This is a genomic window from Chryseobacterium sp. DT-167 (genome assembly GCF_058310155.1).
In genome coordinates this window covers 40311-64835 of the sequence record NZ_JBZEEQ010000014.1, presented here as the reverse complement: position 1 = coordinate 64835, position 24525 = coordinate 40311, and the positions used below count along the sequence as shown (strand labels likewise).

Below are 24525 nucleotides of genomic sequence, written 5' to 3'. Positions count from 1 at the left end.
TTATAAGAAGATAAAGTTTTAATCAATAATTATGCGTTTTTTTCAGCGATTTTATTTTCAATAGTTGAATAAAAGTCATCAAAAGTGACTATTTTTTTGAAGTCTGCCTCACCCAATTTCACTCCGAAATTAGATTCGATCACAACAACCATATCAATATAATCTAGGCTGTCTAAGCCTAAAGTGCTCTTAAAATTTGCCCCATTGTTGATTTCATCGCCATCAACTTCAAACTCGTTGATCAAAAAATCATTAACGATCGCAACAATTTTTTCCCTTTCCATGTTTTTACTCAAACTTTTTTACAATTAATGCGGAATTGGTTCCCCCAAATCCAAAAGAATTCGACAAAAATACGTCAATTTTTTGATTTTTTGTCTCAGCGATAAGATTTATCTTTTTCGCCTCGTCATCAGGATTTTCCAGATTGATATTTGGTGCCACAAAATCATTCTGCATCATCAGAATCGAATAAATCACTTCACTTGCTCCTGCCATCCAGCATTCGTGACCGGTCATCGATTTTGTGGAACTCACCGGAACTTCACTTCCAAAGATTTCGTAAATTGCTTTTGCCTCATTCGCATCACCAATCGGTGTAGAGGTTGCATGAGCGTTGATATAATCTATATTTTCAGCTTTTAAACCTGATTGTTTTAAAGCTCTGTTCATTGCCAAAGCCGGTCCGTCAACATTCGGTGTTGAAATATGTCCGCCATTGGATGAGAAACCATAACCAATGATTTCTGCTAAAATGTTGGCTCCTCTTTTTTGAGCAGATTCCAGGCTTTCAACAATCAAAGATGCAGCTCCTCCGCTTGGAATTAATCCGTCTCTCTCAGAATCAAAAGGTCTTGAAGCTTTAGTAGGCTCGTTTTCTCTTACCGAAAAAACGCCTAAACCGTCAAAACTTGCCATTGAATATTTATTGGTTTCCTGAGCTCCGCCACAAACGATCATGTCCTGAAAACCATTTTTGATCATCATGTAAGCCAATCCCAAAGAATGAGATCCGCTTGCGCAAGCTGCACTGATAGTTAAATTGATTCCTCTTAATTTAAAAATTGTGGAAAGATTCATTGTCACAGTAGAGTTCATCGATTTAAAAATCGCTCCTGATCCCATTAAAGCGGTGTCTTTTTTCTCTCTTGCAATGTCGATTGATTCTACAACCGCTTTAGAAACACTGTCGTTTCCATATAAAATTCCGACCTCATTCTGATCTAAAAAATCTTGGTCTATATTGGCATTTTTAAGCGCATCAAGCGTAGCCAGGTAAGCATACTCGCTTTCTTCACCCATACTTACACGCTGTCTCCTGCTGAGAAGATTTTTGAGATCCGGTTTCGGAACAACGCCACTAAGACCAGATCTGAAACCAAATTCTTTTCTCTCATCGACTAAAACGATTCCGGATTTACCTTGATACAGGGATTCTTTCACTTCCTCTAAAGAAGTTCCGATGCAAGAATAAATTCCCATTCCGGTAATGACTACCCTATTTTCCATCTTTTTAAATTTAACAATGTACAATCTAGCAATGTAACAATTTTAAACATTGGTAAACTGGTAAATTGCTACATTATTTTTATGAATAAATTCCTCCGTTAATATTGATTACTTCACCTGTAATGTAAGAAGATTTTTTCGAAGCTAAAAATGCAACCAAATCTGCCACCTCTTCTGCTTCACCAAATCTGTTGACTGGAATCATCGCTTTCAGCTCATCTTCATTAAAGTCCTGTGTCATATCTGTTTTGATGAAACCTGGTGCAACTGCATTTACGGTTATATTTCTCTTTGCAACTTCCTGAGCCAAAGCTTTTGTAGCTCCAACCAAAGCGCCTTTAGCCGCAGAATAATTGGTTTGTCCTGCAGTACCTTTCACTCCGGAAACTGAAACCATATTGATAATTCTTCCGTATTTATTGCGTAATAATTTCTGAATAAAGAAATTGGTCACATTATAAAAACCATTTAAACTCGTGTTAATCACAGTGTTCCAGTCTTCACTTGGCATCCACATGAATAATCCGTCTCTTGTAATTCCGGCATTATTGACAATCACTTCAACAATTGATTTTGGATTATTTTCCTGCCATTCATTCAGAACTTTTAAAGTTTCTTCTGCATTTCCTACATCAAATTTAAGAATTTCGCCTGTTGAGCCCAATTCTTCAACTTTAGCCAAGGTTTCCTTTGCTGCAGCTTCATTTGAAGTGTAGTTGATCAGAATATGATAATTTTTCTCTTCAGCAAGTTTTATACAGATCGCTCTTCCAATACCTCTGGAACCGCCTGTTATGATAGCACATTTCATGTGTTAATGTTAATATTGTTTCGTATTAGTTTTATTGACAATTAATTAAACTAAATAATTACATTGTCTTTAAATATTTTTTTACTTCTTCCAAATACGGATACATGACCATATCGTTTGAAAAAGCCGGAATGATTTTTCTGATTTCATCGTACAGTTCTCTAGTTGAAGATGAAACTTTATCTTTAAAATCAAGATATTCAATTGCCTGAATGATCGTAATTGCTTCAATTGCCAATACTTCAAAAGCATTTTCGATGACCTTTCTGCAAATCACCGCAGCATTCGTTCCCATACTTACAATATCCTGATTATCATTGTTATTAGGGATACTGTGAACATACATTGAGTTTGACAGCATCTGGCTTTCTGCCGTAGTAGAAGTTGCTGTGAACTGAACTCCCTGCATTCCGAAATTGAAGCCTAATTTACCTAAATTTACAAAAGGAGGCAAAATTTCGTTGATTTTAGCATTTAAAAGATAATTCAACTGTCTTTCAGCCAACATGGTCAGTTTTGTAACGACAATTTTCAACTTATCCATTTCCAGAGAAATGTAATCTCCATGAAAATTTCCTCCGTGATAAACGTGTTGATCTTCAACGTTGATGATCGGATTATCGTTTGCGGAATTGATCTCATTTTCAAGAACTTTTTCTGTATATTCTAAAGTATCTAAAACTGGTCCAAGAATTTGAGGCACACATCTTAAAGAGTAATATTCCTGCACTTTTTCTTTAAACACCTTTTCCTGTTCTTCGAAATGAGTGTACAAATGATCTGCTCTTTTTCTGATTAATTTACTGTCAGATAAATGTTCGCGCATTTTGGCCGCAATTTTTTGCTGGCCTTCATGAAGCTTGGTTCCGTTTAGTGCCTCCGATAAGTGATCATCATAAGCCTGAACGATCTCGTTAATTGCACAAGATAACTTAATAGATATTTCAGTTAATTGATTGGCTTTGTATGCATTGACGATACCAATTCCCGACATAACAGAAGTTCCGTTCATCAAAGCAAGACCTTCACGGATTTCTACTTTGATTGGTTCCAAACCTTCAGTTTGAAAAACTTCTTTTGTTGATTTTCTTTCACCTTTATAAAAAACTTCACCTTCACCGATTAAGACCAAAGCCAAATGTGCCAATTGTACCAAATCTCCACTCGCTCCCACTCCGCCATGTTCGAAAATCAAAGGCGTAATATTTCTGTTAATCAATTCTTTAAGTAGATAAATTACAGATTCATGAACACCCGAATTTCCGAGTGATAAAGTGTTTAATCTTGCCAACATACACGCTTTTACTTCATCTGCCGGAAGCGGGTTTCCGATACCTGAAGAATGACTTCTTATTAAATTATATTGAAGCTGATGCGTATCTTCATCACTGATTTTGAACTGAGCCATCGGTCCGAAACCTGTATTGACTCCATAAATTACTTTATTTTTTGAAAATTCTTTCAGAAACTGAAAACTTGCATTCACACGATTGAGAAGTACCTCATCGAGTTCTATGGTTTCATTTCCTATAATGATTTTCTGAAAATCCCTCAGTTCTAAAAAGTTATTTATTTTCATTAATTAAAGTAATAATATATAATTTTGTAAAATATAATTAATTGTCACTAATTTTGCGGCAAAGATATAAGTTATTATTAAAATAAAAAATCAAAGATGATCAAAGAATTTGTTGATGTTCTCGTAATCGGAGCTGGACCTTCCGGATGCGTCTCTTCTGCCTACTTAAAGAAGAATAATATCAACGTAAAAGTTGTTGAAAAAACAAAATTCCCGAGACTTGTAGTTGGTGAAAGCCTGATTCCGAGAGTGATGGATCATTTCGATGAAGCCGGACTTTTCCCTGCCTTGGACAAAATGGGATTCGAGAAAAAACTCGGTGCCCGTTTTTTGAGAGGGGATGAAGTTTGTCTTTTTGATTTTAGTAATAAATTCGGGGAAGGATGGGACTGGACTTGGCAGGTTCCGAGAGCAGATTTTGACAATGCTTTGGCTCAGGAAGTCATCAATAAAGGTGTAGATCTTGAATTTGAAACTGAAGTAATCGGAATTGAATTCAACGGAACAGATTCTATTACCACCGTAAAGACAAAAGATGGCGAAACTAAGGAAATTCACGCAAAATTTGTAATCGATTCTAGTGGTTACGGGAGAGTTTTACCAAGACTTTTAGATTTAGAAAAACCTTCAAAACTTTCTCCGCATTCTGCAATTTTTGCTCATGTTGAGGATGTTAACCGAGAAGCAGGCGTAGAAGGAACTTTGATTTCTTTTGATATTATTGAAATTGAAGTCTGGTTGTGGGTAATTCCTTTTTCCAATGGAAATACAAGTGTAGGAATTGTGGGTCCGACTGAATATATTGATCAATTATCTGAAAATGGAGATACCGCAGAAGCTTTACGAAAAGCGATTTCCCTTTCCGACTATTATGTAAAACGTTTTGGTGATGTGGAATTTTTGTTTGAGCCAAAACATTTGAAAGACTATTCTTGCTCGGTTAAAAAATTATTCGGAGACGGATTTGCTTTAACGGGGAATGCTTCAGAATTCCTTGATCCTGTTTTTTCTTCGGGAATGGCATTTGCAACTGAAGGCGGAATGACCGCAGCCAAACTTGCAATAAGACAGCTAAATGGCGAAAAAATTGACTGGCAGACAGAATTTGCAGATTACATCTTATACGGAGTTAACGTTTTCACAACCTATGTAAAAGAATGGTACACCGGAAATCTTCAGGAATTATTTTTCCATCAACCGGAAAACCCCGATGTTAAAAGGAAAATATGCGCCGTTCTTGCAGGTTATGTTTGGGACAAAAAGAATACGTTTGTGAGAATACATGATACCGCCATTGTAAACCTCGCCAATTTTATTAAAGCAGAAAAACAACAAGCATAAAAAAGGTCTGAGAATTCTCAGACCTTTTTTATTTTATTTTCTTAAAGCTCTTTTATATTCTTTCCCCAAAAATCTTTTTCCTGTAGCTTCAAACGCTCCTGCTATTCTTCCATATTCCATTACAAAATCTTTATTCTGCGGTTTCCCTAAAATTTTATCGCCTTGTACATGCAATACAACTATTGATGGGTTATCAGTTTCTACCACTTTCATATCTGAAGTCAGCTTTGCTTCTTGCCCCATTATTCCACCATGCCATCCTGCATAAATCCATTTTGCATCAATAATCAATGTATATTTTGCTTTACTTCCACTTGCAAAAACGATTTTAGATTTGCTGTTTGCTCCTTTCAAAAAATATTTTAAATACTCAGAACTCTTAAATCTTTGCCATTCACCGAGCCATTTTTGCCAATCTTCATTTGTTTTTTTTGAATTTTTTAAAATATCTTCTTTTCTTTTTTCAAGATACTGATCTTCAGTCAAATTTTCCACTTGATAAAGTGTTTGATCAAATTTTAATTCTACGTTAATTTCGGTCTGATCTCTTATAAAACCAAAACTTCCTGAAATAACCTTCAATTCGTTTTGCGCCAAAGTAATGGATGAAACAGCCATCATTAATACAAGTAATATTTTTTTCATTAATTTATTTTTAGACTGCAAATATAATACTTGGAAAGAAATTTAATCATCCCTGCATAAAAACATTTCCAACTTGATTGAATAAAATCAAAAAGTTATCGTAAATCTACAAACGTGATAGGCTTTCGGCTATTCGGATTAAAAACCGTTTTAGACAAAACATCAAAATCTACGATCTCAATTTTCGGACTTACCCTTAATTTTGCTCTGAAATGATCACGCACTTCACCTTCAAAACTTTCATCGTCTCTTTCTGTGCTGAGTTTAATGATAATTTCATCCAAACCAATTTCATTTGATTGAATCACAATCTGGTAACATAAAATTCCGTCAAAATCGTTCAGAATATCATTCATCGCAGGCGGATACAAAGTCGTTCCCTTATATTTGATCATCTGCTGTTTTCTTCCGACAACAGGACCCAATCGCATCGTGTTTCTACCACATTGACAAGACTCATAATGCGCTTTAACTAAATCTCCCGTTTTAAATCTTAATAAAGGAAGCGCTTCAACTCCTAAAGTGGTAATCGTCAATTCGCCACTTTCACCATCTTTTACGGGATTTTCGTTGTCATCAAGAATTTCTGTAATAATCAATTCCGGATGTTGATGTCCACCAATCTGGAATTTGCATTCTGTAAATGCGGTGCTCATTTCTGTGGAAGCATAGGTTGAAAATAATTTAATATCCCACTTTTCTTTTATTTTTTGCGAAAGGATATTATCCGTAAAATCCTGATTCTTGATACTTTCACCAATACAAACTGCACCAAAAATACTTGAATTTTTATAATTAATGCCGTGTTTTTCAGCGTAGTCGATCATTTTTAAAAGAAATGACGGTACGGTTATCAAATACTTTGGTTTGTATCTGAAAATTGAATCCCATTGCAATTCAGGGATGCCTGGTCCCATTCTGATAACGCTTGCTCCCATTTTTCGTAAACCTAAAAGATAAGCAAGTCCTGCTATAAACCTTTTGTCGATCGTTGTTATCATCTGTACAACGTCACCTTTGGAAATTCCTGCACACGAAAGAGATATTGCTTCGTTATAAGCAATTCGCTCCATATCATTTTCCGAAAGACCAAAAGTTACGGGATCGCCTAAAGTTCCTGAAGTTGTACTGTAATCAACGATTTGATTTTGTGCAACACAGAAAAAGTCATCATTATTCTGCTGAATATCGTTCTTTGTCGTCGTCGGGATTTTTCGAAGATCTTCCAAAGTTTGAATTTCAGCAATATCAATATCATTTTTTTTAAATAGATTTTGATAAAAAGGCGAGTTAGCTTCAAGATATTGTAAAAGCTCCCGAAGTTTTTCTTCCTGATACTTTTTTATTTCCTGAATGCTTGATTTTTCGATGGGTGGGAAGAGTTCCAATAGTTTAAATTTAGATGACAAATTTATTTAATTTAAATTTAAAAGTTGGGTGCTAAATTTTGTTCCTGCAAAATCTGCGAGAGAAAAATAGGTTTTGGCTAAAGCCAATATTATTCTGCAACATTGAAAGCGGGCTAAAGCCCTCTCCTATTGATAAAAACCAAAAATTCTATGATTGAGTTTTTCAATTCACATTTCACAATTCACTTCAAAAAACGCTTCAATCTTCTCAAAATTTTCAATAAACCTAGTCAAAATAAAACATATATTATAAACCGACAAAAATCACTAAATTTGCCAACTTGATTAATCAACGAAATTGAGAAATTACAATGAGCCAATTTAAAGAATATAAAAACCTCAACCTTATAGATGTAGCCGAGAATGTTGCAGAATTCTGGAAAGCCAATAAAACCTTTGAAAAAAGTGTAGAAACCCGTGAAGGAAACCCAGAGTTTGTATTCTATGAAGGTCCGCCTTCAGCAAACGGAATGCCCGGAATTCACCACGTTATGGCAAGAGCGTTGAAAGATATTTTCTGTCGTTACCAAACGCAGAACGGGAAACAGGTTTTCCGTAAAGCGGGTTGGGATACGCACGGACTTCCGGTAGAATTAGGTGTAGAAAAAGAGCTCGGAATCACAAAAGAAGATATTGGCAAAAAAATTTCGATTGAAGATTACAATAAAGCTTGTCGTGAAGCGGTAATGCGTTATACCGATGTGTGGAATCACCTGACCGAAAAAATCGGATATTGGGTAGACCTGGAAGATCCTTACATCACGTACAAATCAAAGTACATGGAAACCGTTTGGTGGTTGTTGAAGCAATTATATAGTAAAGATTTGTTGTATAAAGGTTATACAATTCAACCATATTCTCCGAAAGCAGGAACAGGACTTTCTTCACACGAGCTGAATCAACCTGGAACTTATCGTGATGTTACAGATACAACCATTGTTGCTCAGTTTAAAGTTAAAAAATATTCTTCAGACTTATTTAATGATATCGATGGAGATGTAAACATTTTAGCTTGGACGACAACTCCTTGGACTTTGCCTTCAAACACAGCTTTGGCGGTAGGAAGAGATATTGAATATGTTGTTGTTAAAACTTTCAACCAATATACTTTTGAGCCCGTAACGGTTGTTTTGGCGAGAGTTTTATTAGAAAAGAATTTCGGCAAAAAATTCATTGAAGGAACTGATGAAGATTTGGCAAATTATACTTCAGACAGTAAAACGATTTCGTATAAAGTTTTAAAAGAATTTACCGGAGAAAAATTGGCTGGAACTCAATACGAACAGTTAATACCTTGGTTTACGCCGGATGAAACTCCTGAAAAAGCATTCAGAGTAATCATCGGAGATTTTGTGACAACGGAAGACGGTACTGGTATCGTACATATTGCTCCTACTTTTGGTGCGGATGATGCGAGAGTTGCCAAAGAAAACGGAATTCCGCCAATGTTGGTGAAAGATGAGAATGATAATTTAGTCCCATTAGTTGACCTTCAGGGGAAATTTATCAAAGGAAATGATGTTCCGGAAACTTTCTCAGGAAAATATATTAAAAATGAATATTACGATGACGGAACTGCTCCTGAAAAATCTTGGGATGTAGAACTGGCAATTGTTTTAAAAACAGAAAACAAAGCTTTCAAGGTTGAAAAATATGTTCACAGCTATCCGCATTGCTGGAGAACCGACAAACCTGTTTTATATTATCCGCTAGATTCTTGGTTTGTGAAAATGACGGCTGTAAAAGACCGTTTGGTAGATTTGAACAAAGAAATCAACTGGAAGCCGAAAGCTACCGGAGAAGGTCGTTTCGCCAACTGGCTAGAAAACGTCAACGACTGGAATCTTTCCCGATCAAGATATTGGGGAATTCCGTTACCAATCTGGAGAACTGAAGATTTGAAAGAAGAAAAAATAATCGGTTCTGTAGAAGAATTATACAATGAGATCGAAAAATCTGTTGTTGCAGGGTTGATGAAAGAAAATCCGTTCAAAGGATTTAAGATCGGAAACATGTCTGAAGAAAATTATTCTTTGGTTGACTTACACAAAAACATTGTTGACAAAGTTATTTTGATTTCAGATTCCGGAAAAGCAATGAACCGTGAAAGCGACCTGATTGACGTTTGGTTTGATTCAGGTTCGATGCCTTATGCACAGTTGCACTATCCTTTTGAGAATAAAGAATTAATTGACAACCATAAAGCTTTCCCGGCAGATTTTATCGCGGAAGGAGTTGATCAGACTCGTGGATGGTTTTATACGCTTCACGCCATAGGAACTGCGGTTTTTGATTCAGTTGCCTATAAAAATGTAATGAGTAACGGACTTGTTTTGGATAAAAACGGTCAGAAAATGTCAAAACGTTTAGGAAATGCTGTTGATCCTTTCGAGACTTTAGCAGTTTACGGACCAGATGCAACGCGTTGGTACATGATTTCAAACGCAAATCCTTGGGAAAATCTGAAATTTGACATCGAAGGAATTGATGAAGTAAGAAGAAAATTCTTCGGAACACTTTACAATACCTATTCATTCTTCACTTTATATGCGAATGTTGACGGATTTAAGTATTCTGAAAAAGATGTTGAAAACCGTCCTGAAATCGACCGTTGGATTTTATCTGAATTAAATCTTTTAATCAAAGAAGTAAAAGCATTCTACGAAGATTACGAACCGACAAGAGTTGCAAGAGCGATCAGCAATTTTGTGAATGATAATTTAAGTAACTGGTACGTAAGATTGTGCAGAAGACGTTTCTGGAAAGGAGATTATTCTGATGATAAAATCTCTGCTTACCAGACTTTATATACCTGTCTTGAAACCGTCGCCAAATTGTCTGCGCCAATCGCTCCGTTCTTTATGGATCAGTTGTATCAGGATTTGAATGGTGCGACAGGTAAAGAAAAATTCGAATCAGTACACTTGACAGATTTCCCGGTTGCGAATGAAAGTTTAATCGATCAGGATTTGGTTGAAAAAACTCATTTAGCCCAAAATATTACGAGTATGGTTTTCTCTTTGAGAAAAAAGGAAAATGTAAAAGTGCGTCAACCTTTACAAAAAGTATTGATTCCTGTTTTGGATAAAAAGACTGAGGAGCAAATTTTAGCAGTGGCAGAATTAATTAAGCAGGAAGTTAACGTTAAAGAATTACAGTTAATCAATGCTGAAGAAGCATCTCATTTAATTGTAAAACAAATCAAACCTAACTTCAAAACTTTAGGCTCAAGACTTGGAAAAGATATGAAAGTTGTTGGTAATGAAATTACTAATCTTTCAGCTGAGCAAATATCATCTTTAGAAAAAGAAGGAAAAATTGAGCTGCAAGGTTATGAAATCACAGTTGCTGATGTTGAGATTTCTACAAAAGATATTCCGGGTTGGACAGTAACTTCCGACGGAAAAACAACCGTGGCATTAGATTTGAAGATGACTGATGAGTTAAAATCTGAAGGTATCGCAAGAGAGTTTATTAACAGGATCCAGAATCTGAGAAAAGAGAAAGATTTTGAATTAACAGACAGAATAAGCATCATTTTGGAAGAAAACACACCGTTTTTGGATCAAATCAAACAAAATGAAGAATATATTTCATCTGAGGTCTTGTCAAATAAAATAGAAATTGTATCTTCACTTTCAAATTTTAACGAAATCGATATTGATGACCTAAATTTTAAAGTAAATGTTGAAAAAAATTAACGTATAGTTATTGTTTTTTCAAATTCCAATTCATAATTTTATTAAAAAAGAAAAGACCATGCAAGACGAAAGAGTAAGATACAACGATGCTGACTTACAAGAATTTAAGAAAGTAATTAAAGAAAAAATAGAAAAAGCAGAAAAAGATTTGCAGTTGATCAGAGAGAGCTTTATCAACGACCAGAATAACGGTACGGATGATACTTCACCAACATTCAAAGCTTTTGAAGAAGGTGCAGAAACATTGAGTAAAGAGCAAAACTCTATTTTGGCAGGAAGACAGGAAAAATTTGTCAGAGATCTGAAAAATGCTTTGATCAGAATAGAAAATAAAACTTACGGTGTATGTAGAGTGACCGGAAAACTGATTCCGAAAGAAAGACTTTTGGCAGTGCCACATGCAACTTTGAGCATCGAAGCTAAAAATATGCAGAGATAATATTTTTATCTTATTTTTGTAAATAAATTATTGGGTTTATGAAATGTTGTCTTACATTTTATAAACCTAATTTTTAATTATATCTATGAGCGAATATTTGATTTTAGGAATTATTCTTATCGCCATTTTATGGTTTTTCAACAGAGACCGGATCAAAAACAGATTCTATCCCGACAAGCCAAAAAATCTGACGATAGATCAACAGTTTAATTCTGATAAACGCGAAAGAGAAAAGGAAATCGACAGACTTCTGAGCAAAATGGGCAAAAACGGAATCAATGATTTGTCTGCAAAAGACCGAAAAAGATTAGACGAACTGTCTAAAAAATAAGTTTTCGACTATAGCTCAGACTGACAAAAAAATTAAATAAAAAAAATGGAAGCATTAATTGTACACCCAAAAAACCAAATGGAGCTGAACGCACTGAAAAGCGTTATGAAAGATATGGGAATTCGTTATGAAAAATTTCATACTAGAGGAATGAAAACTCAAACCTTCGAGAAAAAAACTCCTGTTAAAAAAGAAAATACAGGGAAAAGTTTTAAAGACAAACCAAAGACGAATCTGTAATGAAAAAGATCTTAGCTGTCACTTTTCTTATCTTATTTATAGATCAGGCTTCAAAAATTTATATCAAAACTCATTTTAGTTTAGGCGAAAGCGTATCTGTTTTACCTTTTTTTAAACTCACTTTTGTTGAAAATCCGGGCATGGCTTACGGACTCCATTTTGGCGGACTGATCGGTAAATATCTTCTTGTCGTTTTAAGACTGTTCTTAATCGGAGGAATGATTTATTTATTTAAAAAATGGCTGAAACAGGGAGCTTCAAATTATTTAATTATACCAATGTCTATCATTTTTGCAGGAGCCATTGGAAATATCATTGACGGGATGTTTTACGGACTGATTTTCGACAGCGGAACAGTGTATGACGAAAGCATCGGAAGATGGATCGATTATGGCGGGGTTTCAAAAATCACATCTTTCGGTGATGGTTATTCTAATTTTATGAAAGGATGCGTTGTTGATATGCTTCACTTTCCTTTGGTAGATTGGACAGTTCCTGAAAGCTGGCCAATAATCGGTGGAAAACACATCGAATTTTTTAAATACATCTTTAATGTTGCCGATTCTGCCATTACAGTTGGAGCTGCATTATTATTGATCTTCAGAAAGAAAGCTTTCCCGAATGGTCTTGAATTTTAAACAATTCATATTTAATGAAAAAAGTTTTTAAAAATATTTTAAAATTTTTCCTGCTTCTTTTCGTTGCAGGAATTATTTTTATTGCTTTTGCCAATTACAGCATTAAGAAATACAGCAATAGTTATGTTTCCAACTATCTTGAAGAAATTCCCAAAACGAAAACCGCTTTATTATTAGGAACAAGCAAAAAACTTAACAACGGACAACCAAATGCTTATTTCTATAACAGAATAAAAGCAACTGTTGATCTCTATAAAAGTGGTAGGATAGAATACATCATTGTGAGTGGCGACAACAGCCGAAAAGATTATAATGAACCTGAAGACATGCAGCTTACTTTAATGCAATACGGAATTCCGGAAGACAAGATTTTTCTTGATTTTGCAGGTTTCAGGACTTTAGATTCTGTTGTAAGAGCAAAAGAAATTTTCGGACAGAAAAAGCTGATTATCATTTCGCAAAAATTTCACAATGAAAGGGCAGTATTTTTAGCCAGAAAAAACGGAATTCGAGCTTACGGTTACAATGCAAAGGATGTGACTAAATATGCAGGACTCAAGACGAACAGCCGAGAATATCTCGCAAAAGCAAAAGTTTATTGGGATCTGATTTTTGGTGTAGAACCGAAATATGGAGGAGATAAGATTTTAATTCCTTAATTCTGAATGAAGCTCTTTCAGTTATTCATATTACTATTCTTACTTATTTCCTGTAAAAAGGAAAACATATACTATTATTCCGATAACAAACCAATAAAAGACAGTACAGTTATTCGTTTTGTAGATGAGGAGCTTGAAAAACTTAAAATCAATACACAACAAAAGAATTTAAAAATCTATACAACTTTAGATTCTACGTCTTATAAAACTAATCTGGATTCTATCAGAAATAAAATTTTTGAAATGGCTTTAACTTACAATCTTAAACCTGAAGATAAAAAAGCTTTTGATGAATGGTTCAGAGAAAAAATAATCGTTGTAGATAATAAAAGCGGAAAAGTGGTTAACTTTTATAGCTCTTTCAGAAATAAAAAATATGATCGAAATGATGTTTTACTTGGAGGATTAAGAAAAATAATCCGGATAGGAAATGTTCTTTATGAAAATTCAAACTCTGAGATTCATGAAAATTATCTAGCTAATCATCATCCTCAAATAACATCTGGAAAAGATTTAGAAGTAAGCCAAGAAGAAGTTTATTTCTTATCGATATTTAATATATATAATCTCAACATAGAGGGTTATTTTTATAATTATATCCCATATTTAGATGCAATTAAAATACTTCAAACCTACAACGATGGTTTGGTGAAAAAACCTTCTGTGATAGAGAAAATTTTGATCAATGAGAAAATGGTATATTTGAAAAAAGATAATCCATGCAAAATTTTCGACAAAAAGTCATTAGACAAAATCCAGCATCTATTTAGTTATCAAAAGAAATATTCGTTCGGAGCTTTTAAGAATCAACTTACGGATACACGAAATTTAATTTTCTTTGGTACAAATTCAGATTATTACACAATTATTAATGATGGAAAATACACATATTTGATTTATATTTTTGGAACTGTGATTACAAATCTGGATAAAAAAGAATATAAAATCATTTTGCCACAGATTTTTAAGAAAATTGAAATCCAATACTACAACGCAATTAGAAAGTAATTTTCCCTAAATTTGCATTTCATTAATTTTTATAAATAATTTAAAACAAATGTCAAGAATTCTTACCGGCATACAAGCCACCGGAACGCCACATCTGGGAAACCTTTTGGGTGCTATTATTCCTGCGATTGAGCTTTCAAAGCAGTCAGGAAACGAATCATTTTTATTCATCGCAAATCTGCATTCACTTACACAGATTAAAGATGCAAAAGAACTTAAAAATAACACCTACGAAATTGCTGCAGCTTGGCTTGCCTGCGGATTAGATACCGAAAAAACATTCTTTTACAGACAGAGCGACATCCCTGAAACCTGTGAACTATCTTGGCATTTATCATGTTTTTTTCCTTATCAGAGACTTACTTTAGCACATTCGTTTAAAGATAAAGCAGACAGGCTTCAGGACGTAAATGCAGGCTTGTTTACCTACCCGATTTTGATGGCTGCGGATATTCTTTTGTATGATGCGGAAATTGTTCCTGTAGGAAAAGATCAGCTTCAGCATTTGGAAATTGCCCGTGATGTTGCTTCAAGGTTTAATAATCAGATGGGTGAAGTTTTGGTTTTGCCTAAAGCTGAATTGCAGGAAGACACAAAATATGTTCCCGGAGTCGATGGTCACAAAATGTCGAAATCAAGAGGAAATATCATCAATATTTTCTTACCTGAAAAAGAACTGAAAAAACAAGTCATGAGCATCGAAAGTGATTCTAAATCTCTGGAAGAACCGAAAGATCCTTCAACAGATAAGACTTTTGCTATTTATGAATTAATTGCAACTGCTGAGCAAACTGAAGAATTAAGAGCAAAATATTTAGCCGGAAATTTTGGTTACGGTCATGCTAAAAAAGAATTGCTAGATTTAATTTTAACGAGATTTGAAAAAGAAAGAGAATTGTTTTCTTACTACATGAATAATCTTGATGAATTGGAAACCAAACTTCAGGAAGGTGCTCTGAAAACAAGAGCGATTGCAACCGAAACAATTAAAAGAGTGAGAGAAAGCTTAGGAATTTAATCTAAATTTTTCAACGGAATAAAGTTTCGGCGGCACCTTTGGTGCCGCCGAAACTTTTTAAAAATAATTTATTGATAAAGCATTTCTTACAAATATTCTTTAATCTGTAAAAGATGTTTTATTGTTTTCAAATTTTCCTGTTGCGGGTTTTCATTCAGAACATCAAAGAAAATCACATCGACCCCAAAATTTTGTGCCCCGACAACATCGGCAATCCAGTCATCACCAATCAAAATACTTTCTTCTTTTTTAGCTTTAGAAAGACCTAAAGAATATTCGAATATTTCGGGATTTGGTTTTCTTACGCCAACTGAATCGGCACTTGTAATGGTATTAAAATAGTGATCAATTCCTGATAAAATACATTTTCTCTCCGTAACTTCCTGAAAACCATTTGAAATAATATGAAGTGTATAATTTTTAGATTTTAAATACTCCAAAATAACATCCGCACTTTCTACCAAATGATTATAATTGAGAATTTTATCTAAAAAATGTTCTTCAAAAAACATAGATAAATTTAAATCATCAACTCCGAAACGCTTGAAAGTATCGTAAAAACGATGTTTTCTGAGATATTCTTTATCAATTTCGCCGTCTCTGATCTGCTCCCAAAGTTTTTCGTTGATCTCATGATATACAGAATGAAATTCTTCAAAATCAATATTATATTTTAAAGTAATTTCTTCTTTTTCGAAAAGACTTCTGATAGTGAGATAAGCGTTCTTGCGGTGATCCCAAAGTGTATTATCAAGATCAAAAAAAATGTGCTGAATTTTCATACAGCACAAAATTAATGATTAATTTTTTGAAAGGTGATAATGATTGTTTTTAATCTTTACCACGTCAAGACTTTTTGAGAAACTAAGCAAAAAATCAATGGTTTGTTTTTTGGGTTTCAAACTTTTCATTTTTAAAGAATCGTTATTTTTCATAGGCAAAAAATGTTTTTTCTTTAAAACGTGAAAAGGAGTGAATTATTATCTCGTAAGTATAATATTATTTTCTTCCATGATTTTTCTTAAGTTGATCAGTGCATAGCGAACCCGGCCTAAAGTCGTATTAATGCTCATATCAGTATGATCTGCGATTTCTTTAAAACTCAATCCGTCGAAAAACCTGAGTTTTATCACCTCCTGCTGATTTTCGGGAAGACACTGAAGCATTTTTAGCAGGTCTTCCTGAATCTGCATACTTACCAATTGATCTTCGATATTTTCAGACGGCTCTCTGATTAAATCAAAAATAGAAAATTCATCGTTGTCAAAAGTAGTTTCCGAAACTTTTACATTTTTAGATTTAGCTCTGAAATGATCGATGATTAAGTTTTGTGCAATTCTTTTTGCCCAAAGAATAAACTTTCCTTCCTCATTATATCGCCCTTCTTTCAGCATGACGATAATCTTAATAAAAGTATCCTGGAAAACGTCGTTTGCCAGATCCTCATCATTTATTTTGTAAAGAATAAATGAAAAAAGGTCTTTCTGATGACGATGGATAAGGGTTGATAATGCTTCTTCGTCTCCTTTCTGGTAAAGAGATATTAATAGGCTATCTGTTGATTTCATGACTTTTCTTCTCAGTATATACCCGTAGTCAAGCTGTCTCCCGTCATTCTGACTGGTTTATCGCCGCTACAAAGTTGTTTAAAAAAGTAAAGTCTATTCTATAAGCATCAAATTATGTTGTAAATATAAATAAAATTTTAATAACTGTTAACTAATTATTAAATATTTCAAAGAATTCTATAAAAAAATCTACTTAAACATGTCATGTAAGAACGCTGTAGGAATATTTAATGTGAAATTAATATTTAAACCTTTTAATTCTTTGCCATTTAATCTGCTGTCTGCAATCGAAAAAGCGTAACCTCCTGTCAAATCTAAAAGCCCGAAGATAGAAACTCCGATTTTTGGAGCTACATATTTATTTGTTCCTTCAACTCCCACCAAAAAATAATACGAATGTTTAAAGTCTACATTTTTTTCAAAATTCAATAAAACATCTGCATTCACTTTTGGCATGATGGCAAATTCAGAATTTGCAGATCCCATTAATGCAGAAGCACCCAATCTGTAGATGACATCATCAGTTTTCAGAAAAAGCAACTTCCCTCCCACTTCACCAAAGCTTTGATTCTGGTAAACATATCCTACATTCACCATTTTATGCACCGTAACCTGAGCTTTTGCGAAAGCACATAGAAAACAAATACACAATATTGCCGCTAACCAACGAAAGTTCTTCATCTTAATTTATTTAAAACGTAAATTTAAAAAAAACTGCCTTATCTTAGTTAGATAAGGCAGTTTAAATATTTAAAAGAATTGATTAAATTCCAAATGCGGATTTAATTTCTTCTACTTTATCTAATTTTTCCCAAGTAAAGAATTCCAAACCTGTTAAAGTCAATTCGTTTTTATGACCTTTATTGAAAGTCTTATCAGCAACAAAATGCTCTCTTCCCATGTGACCGTAAGAAGCAGTTTCCTGATAGATAGGATTTCTTAACTTCAGATTTTGTTCGATTGCGTAAGGTCTAAGATCAAATACTGCAGACACTTTTTTAGCGATTTCACCATCATGTAAACCTACTTTTGAAGTTCCATAAGTATTAATGTATAAACCACATGGTTCAGCAACGCCAATTGCGTAAGAAACCTGTACCAAAACCTCATCTGCAACGCCTGCTGCAACTAAGTTTTTTGCGATGTGTCTCGTAGCATAAGCAGCACTTCTGTCTACTTTTGAAGGATCTTTCCCTGAAAATGCACCCCCACCATGAGCACCTTTCCCCCCATAAGTATCTACAATGATCTTTCTTCCTGTAAGACCTGTATCTCCGTGAGGACCTCCGATTACGAATTTCCCAGTCGGGTTGATGTGATATTTGATTTGATCATTAAATAAAGCTTTGATTTCCTCAGTCTGCAAAGCCACAACTCTAGGAATAAGAATGTTTTTGATGTCTTCTCTGATTTTATTCAGCATTTCCTCTTCAGCTCCGAAATCATCATGTTGAGTAGAAACTACAATAGAATCTATTCTTATCGGTTTATGATCATCAGAATATTCAATCGTCACCTGGCTTTTCGCATCTGGACGAAGATATTTGATTTCAGAATCTTCTCTTCTGATCGCAGAAAGTTCTTTAAGAATCGTATGAGCTAAATCTAAAGCCAAAGGCATATAGTTTGCTGTTTCGTTGGTAGCATATCCGAACATCATTCCCTGATCTCCTGCTCCCTGTGCATTTGCTTTAGCTTCGAAAGACTCATCATTTACAGCCCTGTCAACGCCTTGGTTGATATCTGGAGATTGCTCGTGAATTGCAGAAATTACACCGCAAGAATCACCGTTGAACATATATTCGCCTTTTGTATAGCCAATTCCGTTGATTACTTCTCTTGCGATCGTCTGTACATCAAGATACGCATCAGATTTCACTTCACCTGCCAAAACAACCTGCCCTGTTGTCACCAAAGTTTCACAAGCTACTTTTGAAGCTTTGTCGTATGCTAAAAAGTTATCGATCAATGCATCGGAAATCTGGTCGGCAATTTTATCTGGATGCCCTTCTGAAACTGATTCAGACGTAAATAAATAAGACATATTATTCTTGTATTTTTAAAATTAAATGTAGAAGAAAAAAATGAATAATTGCCCAGAAAAAGCTAAAAAGAATATACTGTTTTAGCATTTTTTTAGAGAGGTTGCAATCAGGTCAAATTTTTCCTCGTTAATAACGTTCGCAAATTTAAGTACTATTTTCTTAATACTCAAAACTTTTGCGTGGTATTTATAATTTTCTTGAAATTAATGATTTATATCAATTATTGCGGCTTGATGCTCACATAATCTTTAGGATTTTCATTAAAATTCAACTTAGTATTAAGTGAAGTCTTGATAAAAGTCCCCAATTCATCAATGATTTTCTGTTTAAAAGTCGGCTTATAATAGATAATGCTGATCTCTCTGTAAGGAAAAGGTTTTTTAAATCTGAAAACTTTGCCTTTTTGTTCTTCAGACAATTGATTCAAAGCCAATTCAGGTAAAATACTGATTCCGCCTACCTTATCAACCATATGAACTAAGGTCTGAATATTTGAAGCCAGAAAATCAAGATTTTTGGGCTTTAATCTGTTTTCTTTTAAATGACAGATGTTTTCAAACTGATTTCTAAGACAGTTTCCTTCTTCCAAAAGCCAGACTTTTTCGACGTTTAATTCGTCAGGAACGATAAATGTATTTTTTTTATTTGCTTCTGTATCCGAACTGTAAATCATCAATTCTTCATTGAAAAGGAAATCCTGATAAAATTCGTTCGCATTATCATAAGGCGTAGAAATAATTCCGGCATCCAATTCTCCGGCTTTCAGAGCTTTGATGATGTTATCGGTAGTCATTTCTTTCACATTCATCAGAATCTTGGGATTGTCTTCTAGAAAATGGAAAATTTCAGTTGGTAAAATGAATGAGGATACGGTAGGAATAATTCCCAAATTAATCGTTCCGCCTAAAATATTGTTTAGTAAATTAGCCTTATTCTTCAGCTCGTTGACGGCCTCTATAATCACTTTAGCCTGATCTATGATCTGCAGTCCCACATCTGTTGTACGAATAGGGTGAGTTGTTCTGTCAAAAACTTTTACATCCAGCTCATCTTCAAACTTCTGTATCATTGCACTTAATGTCGGCTGGGTAATAAAACAAGCCTGAGCAGCTTTACCAAAATGTTTATACTTATCTACAGCGATAAGATATTCCAATTGCTGAATGTTCATTTGATTAATATTATCTATGACAAAGATATGATGTTTTTGGCAGAACCAATTAAAAATTCGAGTAAATTTGATAATTATTAAGCTGATTATGGCTCTTTAAAACTGAAAAATCAATCAAATATAATTCTATGGATTCTAAAAAATTAACTTCAAGCAGCGGTGCTCCTTATTATGAGCATCAGGATTCTCAAACCGTTGGTTCGAGAGGACCTGTTTTGTTGCAGGACTTTATTTTACAGGAAAATCTTGCTCATTTTGTAAGAGAAAGGATACCTGAAAGAATTGTTCACGCAAAAGGAAGTGGTGCTTATGGAAAATTCACCGTTACTCATGATATTTCACAATATACAAAAGCTAAACTTTTTTCTCAGGTAGGAAATTCATGTAAAATGTTTGCACGTTTTTCTACTGTTGGTGGAGAAAAAGGAAGTGCAGATACAGCGAGAGATCCGCGTGGATTTGCTTTGAAATTCTACACAGAAGATGGAAATTGGGATTTAGTAGGAAACAACACGCCGGTTTTCTTTATTAAAGATGCTAAAAAATTTCCTGATTTTATTCATACTCAAAAAAGAGTTCCGAAAACCAACTTAAAAAGCCCGACAATGATGTGGGATTTCTGGAGTTTAAATCCGGAATCGCTTCATCAGGTTCTTATCCTAATGTCTGACAGAGGAACTCCGTATGGCTACAGACATATGCACGGTTTCGGATCTCATACTTTTTCAATGATCAATGAAAAAAATGAAAGAACCTGGGTGAAGTTTCACTTTAAAACAAAACAGGGAATTAAAAACTTTAGCAACGAAGATGCTACTAAAATGGCAGGAGAAAATCCTGATTTTGCCCAGGAAGATCTTTGTAACGCTATCGAAAACGGTGATTTTCCGAAATGGACGATGTATATTCAAACCATGACGGAAGAGCAGGCAAAAGAATTCAGATGGAATCCTTTTGATATTACCAAAGTATGGTTCCAGGGAGATTTCCCACTTATTGAGGTCGGAGAAATGGAACTAAATGAAATTCCGAATAACTTCTTTGCTCATGTAGAGCAGTCAACTTTTTCACCGAGTAATTTAATCAACGGAATCAGTTTTTCACCGGATAAAATGCTTCAGGGAAGATTATTTTCTTATCCTGACGCCCATAGATACAGAGTAGGCGTAAACGCTCACCAGCTTGAAGTCAACAGATGTCCGTTTGCTGTCAACAATTATCAAAGAGATGGCTTTATGGCAGATTCCAGCGAATATCAGGACAAGCCCAATTATCATCCGAACAGTTTTGATGATATTCAACCTGATTCTTCATATAAGAATTTCGAATACGAACTAGACAGTAATCATGTTGCAAACTATAACCGTAACGAAAACGATGACGATCATTATACCCAACCCGGATTGTTGTATACCAAAGCAATGAATCAGGAAGACAGAGATCATTTGGTCAAAAACATCATCGATCACATGAGCGGTATTGACGGCCCAAAAAGAGATGAAATCATTAACCGTCAGTTGTGCCACTTTTTCAGGGCAAACATCGAGCTTGGTATGAAAGTAGCTTCAGGTTTACACATCAATATTGACTCAAATATGATGAATCATTCAAAATAAACTGTTATAAATAAACAAAAAAGGGAAAAAAATGAATTTTTTCCCTTTTTTTTGCAAAATAATTTTTAATTTGCAGGTTATTAAAGATATAGACCACTGAATGAATTACGGAAATATAATTTTAAGCAAAGAAGACAAAACTGCAATCATCACAATCAACAGACCTGAAAGTTTAAATGCATTAAATGCTGACACAATAAAAGAAATCAGTTCTGCGTTAGATGATTTAGTATCTGATAATGAAGTAAGGGTTATTATATTAACAGGAAGTGGTGAAAAATCTTTTGTGGCCGGAGCCGATATCAAAGAATTCAGTGATTTTAATCAGGCAAAAGCTGAAGAGCTTGCAAGAAACGGGCATAATAATCTTTTTAATAAAATTGAAAATCTGTCTAAACCGGTAATTGCGGCAGTAAACGGTTTTGCTTTAGGAGGAGGATTAGAGCTTGCGATGGCATGCCATATAAGATATGCATCAGAAAATGCAAAACTAGGTCTTCCTGAAGTAACTTTAGGGTTAATTCCGGGGTATGGAGGTACGCAAAGACTTCCAAAATTAGTAGGAAAAGGAATAGCCAATGAGATGATTTTTTCAGCAAAAATGATTCCTGCACAAAAAGCAAAAGAAATTGGTCTGGTAAATGAAGTTTACCCCATCGAAGAATTATTGAATAAAACAAAAGAATTGGCTAAAACAATTTCGAATAACTCACCAATGGCAATTTCTAAAGCAATACAAGCAACCAATCTATCTGATACAGATAAAGGTTTTGAAACTGAAATCAAGTATTTCGGAGAACTTTTTGAAATGGAAGATAAGAAAGAAGGAGTTTCTGCTTTTCTTGAAAAAAGAAAGCCAAACTTCTAAATATACCATATCACAGATTATTTCGAAATGATGCAGACGTATAGTAAGTTTGACAAAGCTTATTTGAAAATGGCTCTTGAATGGGCAAAACTTTCCTACTGCAAAAGGAAACAGGTAGGAGCGCTTATCGTAAAAGACAGGATGATTATTTCAGACGGATACAATGGTACCCCTTCTGGATCAGAAAACTGCTGCGAAGACGAACACGGAAAAACTCACTGGTACGTCTTACATGCAGAAGCGAATGCGATTCTTAAATTAGCCGGTTCTACACAATCAGCCCGGGGAGCGACTTTATATCTTACGCTCTCCCCCTGCAAAGATTGCAGTAAGCTGATATTGCAGGCAGGAATAGAAAGACTCGTATATATAAATGCTTATTCTGATAATGAAGGAATATCATTTTTAAAAGCACACGGTATTGAAATAATACAGGTAATAGAAAATGAATTGTAAATAAAATAAAAAACACAACACAATGACTTGGGATGAAAAAATTAAAGACTTTGAAATTTTTCTAAGATTCGAAAGAAACTTCTCAGAAAACACACTTGATGCTTACGTAAGAGACATTAAAAAACTAAAGGAATATGCAGAGGAAGATCTGGAGAATATAGGTCCGGATGTTATCTCTTATGATCACCTGCAGGAATACATCTTCAAACTGTCTAAACAGAAATTCAGTGAAAGATCACAGGCGAGATGGATCTCGTCTATTAAAGCTTTCTTCAGATTTCTGATGGAAGATGAAATTCGTGATGACAACCCTTCGTCATTACTTGAAGGACCCAAACTAGGTTTATACCTTCCTGACACCCTGAGTCTCGCAGACATTAATAAGATTATTGATGCAATAGACGTCACTTCAGATCTGGGACAGCGAAATCAATGCATTATCGAAGTCTTATACGGTTGCGGTTTACGGGTTTCCGAATTGATTGATATGAAACTTTCAAACATCAATTTCAAAGAAAACTACATTAAAGTTATCGGAAAAGGAAATAAGGTACGGTTTGTTCCTTTAGCACACTATACGGCAGAATTGTTGCAAGCGTATATTAAAGAGGTGCGCTCAAAAATCAAAATCAATAAAAAACATGAAGACACTTTGTTTTTAAACAGCAGAGGGACTTCAATGTCAAGAGTAATCGTATTTCTAATTATTAAAGAACTTACGGAAAAAGCCGGTGTAAGCAAAAAAATATCTCCGCACACATTCAGACATTCATTTGCAACGCATCTTATGCAGAATGGCGCAGATCTTAGGTTTATCCAGGAAATGCTGGGACATTCGAGCATTACGACAACACAGGTGTATACTCATCTTAAAACTGAGGAACTCCGTGATGTGATTTTAACTTTCCATCCGAGAAATAAGACTAAAATTGTTGAATGAAAATATTGAAGTTTTGTCCGAACTGCGGCAAAGAATCATTGAATTGGGATGGCGAAAAAAAATGGAGCTGCCCCAATTGCAATTTCACTTTATATAATAACGTTGCAGGAGCCGTTGCGGTAGTGATAAGATACAGAGACGAGGTTTATCTTACTAAAAGAAATCAGGAGCCTAAAAAAGGAAAACTTGATTTGGCAGGAGGTTTTGTCGATCCAAGGGAAAGTGCAGAGCAAACGTGCAAACGCGAACTCTCTGAAGAGCTACAGCTTGATATAGATATTAAAAATTTAAAATATCTTACAAGCCTTCCCAATGTTTATCAATATAAAGAAATTGACTACAATACGATCGATTTGTTTTATGAATACAGTGTTTCAGAAAAGTTTGAAGTAAATTTAGCGCTTTCTGAAATTTCGGAAACACATTGGATTCCTTTACGCGAAATTAATCTTGAAGACATTGCATTTGATTCACAGAAAATATTTTTTAAAGAATACTTAAAGAATTTTTAAACTAAAAAACTCCCACATCTT

The 24525-nt window shown here is 34.5% G+C and carries 25 protein-coding genes; 14 read left to right on the top strand and 11 right to left on the bottom strand.

Features of this window, described 5'->3' with window-relative positions:
* Positions 1-29 precede the first annotated feature (29 nt).
* The 4 genes from AC4FQ5_RS16965 to flxA all read right to left on the bottom strand — a co-directional run bounded on the left by AC4FQ5_RS16965 (position 30) and on the right by flxA (position 3899).
* A complete protein-coding gene (locus AC4FQ5_RS16965; RefSeq protein WP_300354066.1) occupies positions 30-284 on the bottom strand; it encodes an acyl carrier protein in 255 nt (84 codons plus the stop codon).
* A gap of 4 nt (positions 285-288) precedes the next feature.
* Positions 289-1509: a beta-ketoacyl-[acyl-carrier-protein] synthase family protein gene (locus AC4FQ5_RS16960; protein ID WP_491145206.1), complete on the bottom strand. Its 1221-nt coding sequence runs from the start codon at positions 1507-1509 to the stop codon at positions 289-291.
* A gap of 79 nt (positions 1510-1588) precedes the next feature.
* Positions 1589-2320, bottom strand: coding sequence for a flexirubin biosynthesis SDR family reductase FlxB (gene flxB / locus AC4FQ5_RS16955; protein WP_491145204.1), 732 nt, complete (start codon positions 2318-2320; stop codon positions 1589-1591).
* Positions 2321-2378: 58 nt separating this feature from the next.
* Positions 2379-3899, bottom strand: a complete 1521-nt coding sequence (gene flxA, locus AC4FQ5_RS16950; RefSeq protein WP_491145202.1) for a flexirubin biosynthesis tyrosine ammonia-lyase FlxA — start codon at positions 3897-3899, stop codon at positions 2379-2381.
* Between the two features lie 96 nt (positions 3900-3995).
* Here flxA and AC4FQ5_RS16945 point away from each other — a divergent pair, with 96 nt between their 5' ends.
* Positions 3996-5240 carry an NAD(P)/FAD-dependent oxidoreductase gene (locus tag AC4FQ5_RS16945; protein ID WP_491145200.1) on the top strand — a complete coding sequence of 415 codons (1245 nt, stop codon included), beginning with the start codon at positions 3996-3998 and terminating at the stop codon, positions 5238-5240.
* 33 nt (positions 5241-5273) lie between these two features.
* Here AC4FQ5_RS16945 and AC4FQ5_RS16940 read toward each other — a convergent pair whose 3' ends face one another.
* Together AC4FQ5_RS16940 and flxY are read right to left on the bottom strand one after the other, a co-directional pair.
* Positions 5274-5885, bottom strand: a complete 612-nt coding sequence (locus AC4FQ5_RS16940) for a hypothetical protein (protein WP_491145198.1) — start codon at positions 5883-5885, stop codon at positions 5274-5276.
* A gap of 95 nt (positions 5886-5980) precedes the next feature.
* Complete coding sequence (gene flxY, locus AC4FQ5_RS16935) at positions 5981-7273, bottom strand: flexirubin biosynthesis putative acyl-CoA ligase FlxY (protein ID WP_491145297.1); 1293 nt, start codon at positions 7271-7273, stop codon at positions 5981-5983.
* A gap of 332 nt (positions 7274-7605) precedes the next feature.
* Between flxY and ileS the strand changes: the two genes are divergently transcribed.
* The 8 genes from ileS (at position 7606) to trpS (ending at position 15328) form a co-directional block, all read left to right on the top strand.
* Complete coding sequence (gene ileS, locus AC4FQ5_RS16930) at positions 7606-10995, top strand: isoleucine--tRNA ligase (RefSeq protein ID WP_491145197.1); 3390 nt, start codon at positions 7606-7608, stop codon at positions 10993-10995.
* Positions 10996-11053: 58 nt separating this feature from the next.
* A complete protein-coding gene (locus tag AC4FQ5_RS16925; protein ID WP_263002686.1) occupies positions 11054-11434 on the top strand; it encodes a TraR/DksA family transcriptional regulator in 381 nt (126 codons plus the stop codon).
* 85 nt (positions 11435-11519) lie between these two features.
* Complete coding sequence (locus AC4FQ5_RS16920; protein WP_491145195.1) at positions 11520-11765, top strand: DUF6576 domain-containing protein; 246 nt, start codon at positions 11520-11522, stop codon at positions 11763-11765.
* 45 nt (positions 11766-11810) lie between these two features.
* Positions 11811-12005 (top strand): DUF2683 family protein, encoded by a 195-nt coding sequence (locus tag AC4FQ5_RS16915; RefSeq protein WP_300354037.1) that lies wholly within the window; start codon positions 11811-11813, stop codon positions 12003-12005.
* Entirely contained in the window at positions 12005-12643 is a 639-nt protein-coding gene (locus tag AC4FQ5_RS16910) for a lipoprotein signal peptidase (protein WP_491145193.1), read from the top strand. The genes AC4FQ5_RS16915 and AC4FQ5_RS16910 overlap by 1 nt, the downstream gene beginning before the upstream one ends.
* Before the next feature lie 14 nt (positions 12644-12657).
* A complete protein-coding gene (locus AC4FQ5_RS16905; RefSeq protein WP_491145192.1) occupies positions 12658-13302 on the top strand; it encodes a SanA/YdcF family protein in 645 nt (214 codons plus the stop codon).
* Between the two features lie 6 nt (positions 13303-13308).
* Positions 13309-14310, top strand: coding sequence for a hypothetical protein (locus tag AC4FQ5_RS16900; RefSeq protein WP_491145190.1), 1002 nt, complete (start codon positions 13309-13311; stop codon positions 14308-14310).
* Between the two features lie 49 nt (positions 14311-14359).
* A complete protein-coding gene (gene trpS, locus AC4FQ5_RS16895; RefSeq protein ID WP_491145188.1) occupies positions 14360-15328 on the top strand; it encodes a tryptophan--tRNA ligase in 969 nt (322 codons plus the stop codon).
* 86 nt (positions 15329-15414) lie between these two features.
* Here trpS and AC4FQ5_RS16890 read toward each other — a convergent pair whose 3' ends face one another.
* From AC4FQ5_RS16890 to AC4FQ5_RS16870, 5 genes are all read right to left on the bottom strand, one after another.
* Positions 15415-16110, bottom strand: a complete 696-nt coding sequence (locus AC4FQ5_RS16890) for a YjjG family noncanonical pyrimidine nucleotidase (RefSeq protein ID WP_491145186.1) — start codon at positions 16108-16110, stop codon at positions 15415-15417.
* A gap of 198 nt (positions 16111-16308) precedes the next feature.
* Positions 16309-16896 (bottom strand): RNA polymerase sigma factor, encoded by a 588-nt coding sequence (locus tag AC4FQ5_RS16885; RefSeq protein WP_491145184.1) that lies wholly within the window; start codon positions 16894-16896, stop codon positions 16309-16311.
* A 189-nt stretch (positions 16897-17085) separates the two neighbouring features.
* A complete protein-coding gene (locus AC4FQ5_RS16880; protein WP_491145182.1) occupies positions 17086-17577 on the bottom strand; it encodes a hypothetical protein in 492 nt (163 codons plus the stop codon).
* 82 nt (positions 17578-17659) lie between these two features.
* Positions 17660-18940, bottom strand: a complete 1281-nt coding sequence (metK, locus tag AC4FQ5_RS16875; RefSeq protein WP_491145180.1) for a methionine adenosyltransferase — start codon at positions 18938-18940, stop codon at positions 17660-17662.
* Positions 18941-19161: 221 nt separating this feature from the next.
* A complete protein-coding gene (locus tag AC4FQ5_RS16870) occupies positions 19162-20112 on the bottom strand; it encodes a hydrogen peroxide-inducible genes activator (protein ID WP_491145178.1) in 951 nt (316 codons plus the stop codon).
* A 128-nt stretch (positions 20113-20240) separates the two neighbouring features.
* On the opposite strand from AC4FQ5_RS16870, the gene AC4FQ5_RS16865 reads away from it, so the two are divergent.
* The 5 genes from AC4FQ5_RS16865 to AC4FQ5_RS16845 all read left to right on the top strand — a co-directional run bounded on the left by AC4FQ5_RS16865 (position 20241) and on the right by AC4FQ5_RS16845 (position 24504).
* Entirely contained in the window at positions 20241-21728 is a 1488-nt protein-coding gene (locus tag AC4FQ5_RS16865) for a catalase (RefSeq protein ID WP_491145176.1), read from the top strand.
* 100 nt (positions 21729-21828) lie between these two features.
* On the top strand, positions 21829-22596 hold the full coding sequence (locus AC4FQ5_RS16860; RefSeq protein ID WP_491145174.1) for an enoyl-CoA hydratase-related protein: 768 nt from the start codon (positions 21829-21831) through the stop codon (positions 22594-22596).
* Between the two features lie 30 nt (positions 22597-22626).
* Positions 22627-23052 (top strand): deoxycytidylate deaminase, encoded by a 426-nt coding sequence (locus AC4FQ5_RS16855; protein WP_491145295.1) that lies wholly within the window; start codon positions 22627-22629, stop codon positions 23050-23052.
* Between the two features lie 22 nt (positions 23053-23074).
* Complete coding sequence (gene xerD, locus AC4FQ5_RS16850; protein ID WP_491145172.1) at positions 23075-23992, top strand: site-specific tyrosine recombinase XerD; 918 nt, start codon at positions 23075-23077, stop codon at positions 23990-23992.
* Positions 23989-24504: an NUDIX hydrolase gene (locus AC4FQ5_RS16845; RefSeq protein ID WP_491145170.1), complete on the top strand. Its 516-nt coding sequence runs from the start codon at positions 23989-23991 to the stop codon at positions 24502-24504. Before xerD ends, AC4FQ5_RS16845 begins: the two co-directional genes overlap by 4 nt.
* Positions 24505-24525: the final 21 nt, after the last annotated feature.

Excerpts from the sequence above, each read along its gene's own strand:
- AC4FQ5_RS16965 (WP_300354066.1), bottom strand. The coding sequence starts at position 284 with ATGGAAAGGGAAAAAATTGTTGCGATCGTTAATGATTTTTTGATCAAC.
- AC4FQ5_RS16960 (WP_491145206.1), bottom strand. The coding sequence starts at position 1,509 with ATGGAAAATAGGGTAGTCATTACCGGAATGGGAATTTATTCTTGCATC.
- flxB (WP_491145204.1), bottom strand. The coding sequence starts at position 2,320 with ATGAAATGTGCTATCATAACAGGCGGTTCCAGAGGTATTGGAAGAGCG.
- flxA (WP_491145202.1), bottom strand. The coding sequence starts at position 3,899 with ATGAAAATAAATAACTTTTTAGAACTGAGGGATTTTCAGAAAATCATT.
- AC4FQ5_RS16945 (WP_491145200.1), top strand. The coding sequence starts at position 3,996 with ATGATCAAAGAATTTGTTGATGTTCTCGTAATCGGAGCTGGACCTTCC.
- AC4FQ5_RS16940 (WP_491145198.1), bottom strand. The coding sequence starts at position 5,885 with ATGAAAAAAATATTACTTGTATTAATGATGGCTGTTTCATCCATTACT.
- ileS (WP_491145197.1), top strand. The coding sequence starts at position 7,606 with ATGAGCCAATTTAAAGAATATAAAAACCTCAACCTTATAGATGTAGCC.
- AC4FQ5_RS16925 (WP_263002686.1), top strand. The coding sequence starts at position 11,054 with ATGCAAGACGAAAGAGTAAGATACAACGATGCTGACTTACAAGAATTT.
- AC4FQ5_RS16920 (WP_491145195.1), top strand. The coding sequence starts at position 11,520 with ATGAGCGAATATTTGATTTTAGGAATTATTCTTATCGCCATTTTATGG.
- AC4FQ5_RS16915 (WP_300354037.1), top strand. The coding sequence starts at position 11,811 with ATGGAAGCATTAATTGTACACCCAAAAAACCAAATGGAGCTGAACGCA.
- AC4FQ5_RS16910 (WP_491145193.1), top strand. The coding sequence starts at position 12,005 with ATGAAAAAGATCTTAGCTGTCACTTTTCTTATCTTATTTATAGATCAG.
- AC4FQ5_RS16905 (WP_491145192.1), top strand. The coding sequence starts at position 12,658 with ATGAAAAAAGTTTTTAAAAATATTTTAAAATTTTTCCTGCTTCTTTTC.
- AC4FQ5_RS16900 (WP_491145190.1), top strand. The coding sequence starts at position 13,309 with ATGAAGCTCTTTCAGTTATTCATATTACTATTCTTACTTATTTCCTGT.
- trpS (WP_491145188.1), top strand. The coding sequence starts at position 14,360 with ATGTCAAGAATTCTTACCGGCATACAAGCCACCGGAACGCCACATCTG.
- AC4FQ5_RS16890 (WP_491145186.1), bottom strand. The coding sequence starts at position 16,110 with ATGAAAATTCAGCACATTTTTTTTGATCTTGATAATACACTTTGGGAT.
- AC4FQ5_RS16885 (WP_491145184.1), bottom strand. The coding sequence starts at position 16,896 with ATGAAATCAACAGATAGCCTATTAATATCTCTTTACCAGAAAGGAGAC.
- AC4FQ5_RS16880 (WP_491145182.1), bottom strand. The coding sequence starts at position 17,577 with ATGAAGAACTTTCGTTGGTTAGCGGCAATATTGTGTATTTGTTTTCTA.
- metK (WP_491145180.1), bottom strand. The coding sequence starts at position 18,940 with ATGTCTTATTTATTTACGTCTGAATCAGTTTCAGAAGGGCATCCAGAT.
- AC4FQ5_RS16870 (WP_491145178.1), bottom strand. The coding sequence starts at position 20,112 with ATGAACATTCAGCAATTGGAATATCTTATCGCTGTAGATAAGTATAAA.
- AC4FQ5_RS16865 (WP_491145176.1), top strand. The coding sequence starts at position 20,241 with ATGGATTCTAAAAAATTAACTTCAAGCAGCGGTGCTCCTTATTATGAG.
- AC4FQ5_RS16860 (WP_491145174.1), top strand. The coding sequence starts at position 21,829 with ATGAATTACGGAAATATAATTTTAAGCAAAGAAGACAAAACTGCAATC.
- AC4FQ5_RS16855 (WP_491145295.1), top strand. The coding sequence starts at position 22,627 with ATGCAGACGTATAGTAAGTTTGACAAAGCTTATTTGAAAATGGCTCTT.
- xerD (WP_491145172.1), top strand. The coding sequence starts at position 23,075 with ATGACTTGGGATGAAAAAATTAAAGACTTTGAAATTTTTCTAAGATTC.
- AC4FQ5_RS16845 (WP_491145170.1), top strand. The coding sequence starts at position 23,989 with ATGAAAATATTGAAGTTTTGTCCGAACTGCGGCAAAGAATCATTGAAT.